The following is a 7,506-nucleotide window of genomic DNA, read 5'->3' on the forward strand; positions in this document are numbered from 1 at the left end:
CGTACCCCCCCTCTACCCCCCCCCCCCCCCCCCCCCCCCCCCCCCCCCCCCCCCCCCCCCTTCCCCCCCCCCCCCCCCCCCCCCCCCCCCCCCCCCCCCCTTTGCCGGGTCCGGCCGCAGCCCACCTGCCCGGAGCGCCGGCCGGCATCCGGTCCGCCGCCCCCGCGTGGGCGGGGCATACGTCGGGGGCGGCCCCGTAAGGGACCGCCCCCATGCGCTGCGGCGTGCGTGGTCAGTGCCGGCCGATGTCCTCGACGCGCTCGAGGCCGGCGGCGGACGACCCCGGACGGTTCAGCCTCGCTTGGTCGCGCACATGACGACGCGGGTGATGATGGCGTCCGCCGGTATGTCGGCGGGGTCCTTGGCGACCACCTTCGTGACCTCGAACCCGCTCTCCTCCAGCCAGCTCCGGTACGTGGACAGCTTCTGCAGACCGCCGCGTCCCATCACACAGCCGAGGATGTAGGCCGGGAAGAAGTCGGCCTGGTAGTCGTCGGTGTCCGTGATGTCCTCGGGGTACACCGGCGCCAGGACGACGATCTGCCCGCCGGGCTTCAGGGCCTGGTGGGCGTTGCGGAAGATGGTGAGGACGTCGTCCTTGTCGTACATGTCCACGAAGTGCTTGAGCAGCATCACGTCGAAGCCCTCCGGGAGGGCCTCCATGACGTCACCGCCCACGAACGAGCAGTGCTCCGTGACACCCTGCGCCTCGAAGTTCCGCAGGCACTCGGCCTCCAGCGCGGGCCGGTCGAAGGTGGTCACCTGCAGACCGGGCGACCCCTTCAACTGGTGGGTCATGATCGCCCCGAGACCGTTGCCGCCCAGCACGTCGAGCACCCGCGCCCCGGCCGGAACGTCGAAACTCCGGAAGAACCAGGGATAGACGCTGGCGGTCTCGTTCTGCGCCAGCGGTCCCCACGCGGCGCGCACGTCGGGGACGTGGGCGGCGGCCTCGAACAGCGTGCCCTCGAAGCCGTAGTACTCCTTCAGGCCGACCACGCTGCCGGTCCGCACGCTGTCGGCGAGGTAGTACAGCTGCCGCAGCATGCCTGTCTTGATCATGCCCATGAAGGTGAGGGCACGCTGGAGGTCTGCCTCGGGGACGTTCGCGAGCGCGTCGAGGGTGTAACCACCCGTGGCCTCGTCCTGGGCGACGAAGCCCTCCTTCACCAGCAGGTACAGCAGCTGCTCCACAGCGTCCGGCTTGGCGCCGACAGCCGCGCCGAGTTCGGCCGCCGTCAGGCCGGCCTCCTTGCGCAGTGCCTCGACGATGCCCAGCTCGAAGCAGGCGTAGAGGTTCATGAACCGCGTGGGTCCCACCATGTACTCGCGCATCCGGGCGAGTGTGGCTTCAGGGCTCGTCACGGGATTCCCTTCGTATCGACATACCGGGCGGGCGCCCCGCCCCCAGTGCTCCAAGCCACCGAGTATCGGCAGCGGTACTGGAGAGGCGGTGGAGCGGAACTCCCGCGCTGCTCAGGGCCGCGAGCCCGTGCTCTCCCCGGCGGTCTCCGAGCCGTGTGCCCGGTCCGGAACGCGAACCCCGTCCGCCGCGTACGAGGTCAGAGGTGCGTCCGGGACCCGGACCCCGCGTGCTCGGTGACGCCCGCGTAGTCGGCGAGGTAGGCGCCGGCACTGTTCGCGATGGGCACGCCCGCCAGGTACTCCTCGGGCAGGTCGAAGGCGTCGACCAGGGTGGTCAGGTACGGGGCGAGGTCGTCCATCATCTCGTCCACGACGAACGGCAGTTCGCGCACCTGCTCCGCGCTCAGGTGCCCCTCGGCCAGCAGGTCGCCGGTGTGGCCGGCGAGCCGGTCCAGCAGAAACAGCACGCACAGCCGCTCCATCAGCCTCCGGGCCTCCGGATCCGCCGCCCGCTCGGCCGCCTCGATGAAGGCGTCGGCCGCCCGGAGCGCGGCGTGCACGGAGACCATCTCCAGCGCCGCCGAGGACGACTTGTTCCAGCGGGCCACCGGGTTCTTGGAGGGGCCGCGGCGCAGAGCGACCCGGGCCCGTGCCTGCCAGACGGCCTCGGCCCGGGCGAGCAGCCCGCGCAGATGGCGGGGATCGGTGAGCGCCTCCGGCCCCGCCTGCCGCATCTCACCGGACGCGGCCTCGTGGCCGAACAGCATCTCCGCCGCGGCCTTCGCCCAGATCACCAGGTTGTCGCCCTCGGCGGTGATGGTCCCCTCGGTGTACTGGGGGAGCCCGATCAGCCCGTTGACCGCGAACAGGCCCTGGGCGCCGCACCGTTCGCGGGCCTCGATGGTGATCGAGCGGGCCTGCCAGGTGATCCATCCCTTGGCGATGGCCACCTCGCGCTCCGCGTCGTCGCGGTCGTCGTCGGTGTGCGCGGCCCAGTCGGCGAGCACCGAGCGGTGCAGGAACGTCATCGCGTACGCCGAGGCCAGCGACTTCAGCAGCCGGCCGTGGTGGCTGCGGTGGCTGTTGACGGGTATGCGCTCGCCCGCCTTCGGCCCGGCCACCTCGCGGTGCTCGCCGTAGCGTACGGCGATGGCCAGGGAGGCCCGGGCGGCGCCGACGGCCGCGCCGCTCATGCACAGCTTGCCCATGGTGACCCGGCCGATGGAGCGCAGGAACCGCTTGCGCCGGTTGCCCACGTTGCTGACCAGGGTGCCGTCCTCGCCGTACCGGCCGTGCTCCGCCTGCAGCAGGGCCTCGCGGGGCAGCCGCACCTGGTCGAACGCGGTGAGGCAGTGGTCGACGGGCGCGCCGGGGCGCAGCGGCAGCCGTCGAACCCGGATGCCCGGCAGCAGGCCGCGCTCGTCGCTCAGCGGCGTCAGGAACAGGAACACTCCCTGGTCCTGGTCGTCCACGAGGAGCCGGGCGGCGACCACGGCCGTCTTGGGCCCGCCGGTGGTGCTGGTGTTGGGCATGAACTTCTCTGCGCCGGGGTGCGGCGTGTCGAGGACGAACTCGCCCGTCTCCCGGTCGAGTCGGGCGGTGGTCTCCAGGGCCGCACTGTCGTTGCCGTGGTCCAGTTCGGTGCACAGGAACGTGCCGATGCGGCGCATCGACGTGAACTCGGACAGGTCCCGGCCCGCGGTCTCGTGATCGAGGAGACTGCCGAGGAACAGGTTGTAGTGGATGCTCGCCACCGTGCACAGGCCCCCGCCGCCGTCCACGATCGCCGCCCACTCGTGCAGGCTCGCCAGCAGACCGGGGTCCTTGGCGAGGCTCTCCGCGTCTCCCGCGACATCGTTCACCAGCCGTAGCCACTGGTAGAACTGGGCCGCCTGTTCGGCGGGGGACCGGTCAGGGTGATGACGGAACGTGTCCTCGGATATGAGGCGGCGCCACCTGCGGTGGACCCTCTCCCGTTCGTCGCCCTGGCCGAAGAGGAGCCGGGCCAGTTCGGCGGCGGGTGTCGCTTCGATTCCTCCTGGGTCACTCACCGTCGCGGGCTCGCTCCCGAGCGGAACCAGAGCCTCTGGCTCGGGCCGCCCGTGATCACCCGTAGGACGCGTGCCGGGCTGGACTGTCAGAAGGGTCATGACCCTCTCTCCCCGTTGTCGCAGATCCGGAGCTGGATGTGCAGGCCCCAAAAGATACGGACCCACCGGTTTTCTTATCAAGTCATGTTGAGGTAAATCACAACCGATCAGTAACACCGCCTCGAGGTCGATCCGAGGGGATCACGAGCGGAATTCCCGATTCCGCCCAGCCGTTCGAGAGTGCTTCTGCCGGGTAGTATCGCGGAGCAAGCCCAAAAAATACCAAGCGGAAGGTTTCATTCCCGTGAAATGCATGCAGAACTAAACGCCCATACCCGGCAAGACGCCGCATAGGTGGGCGAGGGGGTCCCCACAGCTTGATCGCTCGTCCGGGGGTGGTGATATACAAACCTGTCGGTTTATTTTTCTTGCTCAGAGTCGGATGAACAGCGCGGAGGTGTCGGGCCGTGGCACTGCAAGAACGGGCCATCAGGACGAGGCGAGCCATCCTTGTCGCGGCCGCCGCGGTCTTCGCCGAGGTGGGGTACGAGGCGGCGACGATCTCCGAGATCCTGCACCGGGCCGACGTCACCAAGGGGGCCCTGTACTTCCACTTCGCCTCCAAGGAGGAACTGGCCCAGGCCGTCCTGGCCGGCCAGCTGAGCGCGGTCCCGAACGCGCCGCAGCAGGAGTTGATGCTCCAGCAGGGCCTGGACGAGGCGTTCCTGATCGCTCACATGCTCGGCTCGGGAGATCCGGTCGTGCAGGGCAGCATACGACTGACGGTGGATCAGGGAGCCCCGAACGACGGCCTGGACCGGCGGGTGCCGATGAGCGCGTGGCTCGACTTCAACGTCGAACTCCTCGCCAAGGCCAAGGACAACGGGGAAGTGCTGCCGCACGTCGACGTGACGGCCGCGGCCCGGATGCTCGTCGGAGCGTTCACCGGCGTACAGGTACTGTCTAAGATCATGTCGAACCACGCCGATCTGCAGGAACGGGTGTCGGACCTGTATCGGCACCTGATGGCGAGCATCGCGGTCCCGGCGGTGCTCATGCAGCTCGACACGGCCGTGGACCGGGGGGCCCGGGTCTACGAGGCCGCGATGAGGCTGCGGGAGGCGGGCGAGCCGGACGCGACCGGCCCGGCCGCCGAAGAGATCGGCGCCACCGGCTGACGTTCCGACCGGACGTCGGCTGTACAGCACAACAAATGAAGAGTCGTTGGGGGCGTGGATTCCGTACGCCCTCGGAGGGGAGGGCGGGGGACCCCTCCCCTGGGCATGGCACGACGCAACCGTGTGCACGACCGAGACCCGGGGAGAAACGACGATGAACACGACTTCCTGCCCTTATGCCCTGGATGTGACAGGGCGTGACCTGGCAGGCGAGGCGGCGATGCTGCGGGCTCAGGGCCCGGCCGTCCAGGTGGAGCTGCCGGGCGGTGTCATCGCCTGGGCCGTGGTCGGACAGCGCCATGTCGAGCAGCTGCTGACCGACTCGCGTGTCTCCAGGGATGCCCGCCGGCACTGGCCGGCGTTCATCGAGGGGAAGATCACCGAGGACTGGCCGCTGTATCCATGGGTGGCCAACGAGAACATGCTGTTCACCTACGGCGAGAGCCACGCCCGGCTGCGCCGGCTGGTCAACGGGGCGTTCACCGCACGGCGCACCGAGGCCATGCGCCCCCGGGTCGCCGAGATCACGGCCGAACTCGTGGAGAACCTCGCCGCCGTCCCGGCCGGCACGCCGGTCGATCTGCGGACCGCCTTCGCGGAGCTGCTGCCCATGCGGGTCATCTGCGAACTGTTCGGGATCCCGCAGGGGGAGACCACGGACGCCCTGTGCGTCGCGCTGCACAAGGTCTTCAGCACCACCATCTCCGGACAGGAGATCGAGGCGGCGCGGATGCAGGCGTTCACGCTGCTGGCCGAGCACGTGGCGACCAGGCGGGCCGCGCCCGGCGACGACCTGACCTCCTCGCTGATCGAGGCGCGGGACCAGGGCGACCGGCTGAGCGAGGAGGAACTGTTCGGCACGCTGTTCCTCATGGTCGCGGGCGGGCAGGACACCACCGCCGCTCTGATCACCAATGCCATGGGCGCGCTGCTGAGCCACCCCGACCAGCTGGAGCACGTCCTCGAGGGCCGGGCGAGCTGGCAGGACGTGTCGGCCGAGACCATGAGGGTGCACACCCCCGGCGCCTACGCGCCGATGCGGTTCGCCGTGGAGGACATCGACCTGGACGGCGTGGCGATCCGCAAGGGTGACGCGATCCTGGTCAACTTCGCGTCCGGCGGCCTCGATCCCGAGCGCTACGGGGAGCACGCCGACCGCTTCGACGTACTGCGCGAGGACCGGGAGAAGAACAGCATCGGGTTCGGGTACGGCACGCACCGCTGCATGGGCGCCCCACTCGCCGAGGTGGAGGCGACCGGGGCCTTCGCCGCGCTGTTCGAGCGCTTCCCCCGGATGCGGCTGGCCTGTGACCCCGAGGAACTCGAGCCCATGCAGAGCTTCCTGATGAACTCCTACCGGGAGCTGCCGGTGGTGCTGACCCCCGCGGACTGACCCGGGCGCGACGGCCGACGGGACTCCGCCGCCCTGCCTGGGTGGCGGAGTCCCGCCTTTTCCGGCAGCCGAGATGGCCGCGCGCGCACCGAGGATGAGTACGGAGTGTCGTCCGAACATCGCCCCCCGTAAACAAACCAAGCGTGCGGTTTGCTACCATCCCGATCCTGGGCGAGGGGAGGCGTGGTGGTAAAGCAGGACCGGGCGGTGCGCACGCGCCAGGCCTTGATCCGCGCGGCGGCCGAGGTGTTCGCCGCCGACGGGTACGCCATGGCCTCCTTATCGGTGATCAGCGAACGTGCCGGGGTGAGTTCCGGGGCCCTGCACTTCCATTTCACCAGCAAGGACGACCTGGCCAGGGAAGTGGAGTCCGAGGCGACGGGCTTCGGCCAGCAACTGGCCGAGGGCTGCCGGGACGCGGCCGGCTCCGCGCTGCAGGCTCTGGTCCGCACGGCGTTCGGCCTGCTGCTCGCCGCCGCCGACGACCCGGTGCTGCGAGCCGGATTCAAACTGAGCGGGGACCCGTCGCGCAAGAGCGACGCGGAGATGCTCAACTGGTGGCGCGGCCTCGTGCAGGACCTGGTCGTGCGGGCGCAGGACGCGGGGGAGCTGGCGCGGGACGTCTCGCCCGGCGACGCGACGACGGCGATCGTCGCGGCCACGGTCGGGTTCGCGGTGATCGCCATGGCGGAGGCGGAGTGGCCCTCGGCCGAGCACCTGGCGCGGTTCTGGTCCGTCGTCCTGCCGTGGCTGGCGGCGGCCCCCGAGCGCGTGCTCGCCCCGCTGGCGCAGGGTGACCAGCGGCACGACCGTGTTCGTTGAGCCGAGTGTTCCTCCAGCGAGCCGAGTGTCCTTCCAGCGGGCCCAAAGCCCCACTTGAGCGCAGTGTCGGACGGTTGCCGAAAAGAGGAGGTGGCATGGGCGACACGGACCGCGGGTTCGACCAGGGGGTAGCCGGCCCGGCGGGCGGCGCGCACGCTGTGCTCCGGGTGGAGCGGGGCCGGGCCACGGACGCGGAACTGGCCGCGGTCACCGTCGTGTTGGTCTCGCTCCTGGCCGACCGGGGCACAGAGACGGGCGCGGTGCGGAACCCCGGCGTCCCGCAGTGGCGCCCGGAACGGGCACCCGCCGCCTACAGCTCCCCGTACAGCTGGCGGTAGAGCCGCCATCGCCCATGGCTGATTCGTATACGGCCCGTACCCCCGCCGGCATCGACCGCACAGGCGGTCTGCCGGTGGGAGCGTCCTCCTCCGGGCCTCACCATGTGGGAGGGAAACGCCGTGACCATTGTCAATGACATGCCCCGGGCCTCAGGGGAGGTGACCGCGGCCGGCGCACGCGTCGCCGAATTGCGGACGGTGCGCGCGGAGGCGCTCGCCGGTCCGAGCGAGAAGGCGACCGAGGCGCAGCACGCCAAGGGCAAGCTGACGGCGCGGGAGCGGATCGAGCTGCTCCTGGACCCGGGGTCCTTCCAGGAGGT

General features: G+C 70.5%; 7 protein-coding genes. 5 read left to right on the plus strand and 2 right to left on the minus strand.

What is annotated here, in order from left to right; translation table 11 throughout:
* Nucleotides 1-291: 291 nt before the first annotated feature.
* Nucleotides 292-1,365, minus strand: a complete 1,074-nt coding sequence (locus ACZ5CW_RS38455) for a methyltransferase (protein WP_468609974.1) — start codon at nt 1,363-1,365, stop codon at nt 292-294.
* Between the two features lie 197 nt (nt 1,366-1,562).
* On the minus strand, nt 1,563-3,416 hold the full coding sequence (locus ACZ5CW_RS38460; RefSeq protein WP_468609976.1) for an acyl-CoA dehydrogenase family protein: 1,854 nt from the start codon (nt 3,414-3,416) through the stop codon (nt 1,563-1,565).
* A 506-nt stretch (nt 3,417-3,922) separates the two neighbouring features.
* On the opposite strand from ACZ5CW_RS38460, the gene ACZ5CW_RS38465 reads away from it, so the two are divergent.
* The 5 genes from ACZ5CW_RS38465 to ACZ5CW_RS38485 form a co-directional block, all read left to right on the plus strand.
* Nucleotides 3,923-4,633: a ScbR family autoregulator-binding transcription factor gene (locus ACZ5CW_RS38465; protein WP_468609978.1), complete on the plus strand. Its 711-nt coding sequence runs from the start codon at nt 3,923-3,925 to the stop codon at nt 4,631-4,633.
* A 154-nt stretch (nt 4,634-4,787) separates the two neighbouring features.
* A complete protein-coding gene (locus ACZ5CW_RS38470; RefSeq protein ID WP_468609980.1) occupies nt 4,788-6,026 on the plus strand; it encodes a cytochrome P450 family protein in 1,239 nt (412 codons plus the stop codon).
* 183 nt (nt 6,027-6,209) lie between these two features.
* Nucleotides 6,210-6,848 carry a ScbR family autoregulator-binding transcription factor gene (locus ACZ5CW_RS38475; RefSeq protein WP_468609982.1) on the plus strand — a complete coding sequence of 213 codons (639 nt, stop codon included), beginning with the start codon at nt 6,210-6,212 and terminating at the stop codon, nt 6,846-6,848.
* A 95-nt stretch (nt 6,849-6,943) separates the two neighbouring features.
* Nucleotides 6,944-7,186, plus strand: coding sequence for an acyl-CoA carboxylase subunit epsilon (locus ACZ5CW_RS38480; protein WP_468609984.1), 243 nt, complete (start codon nt 6,944-6,946; stop codon nt 7,184-7,186).
* A gap of 138 nt (nt 7,187-7,324) precedes the next feature.
* The coding region (locus tag ACZ5CW_RS38485) for a carboxyl transferase domain-containing protein (RefSeq protein WP_468609992.1) at nt 7,325-7,506 on the plus strand (182 nt) is incomplete at its 3' end.

Source organism: Streptomyces sp. NPDC031379 (genome assembly GCF_055569615.1).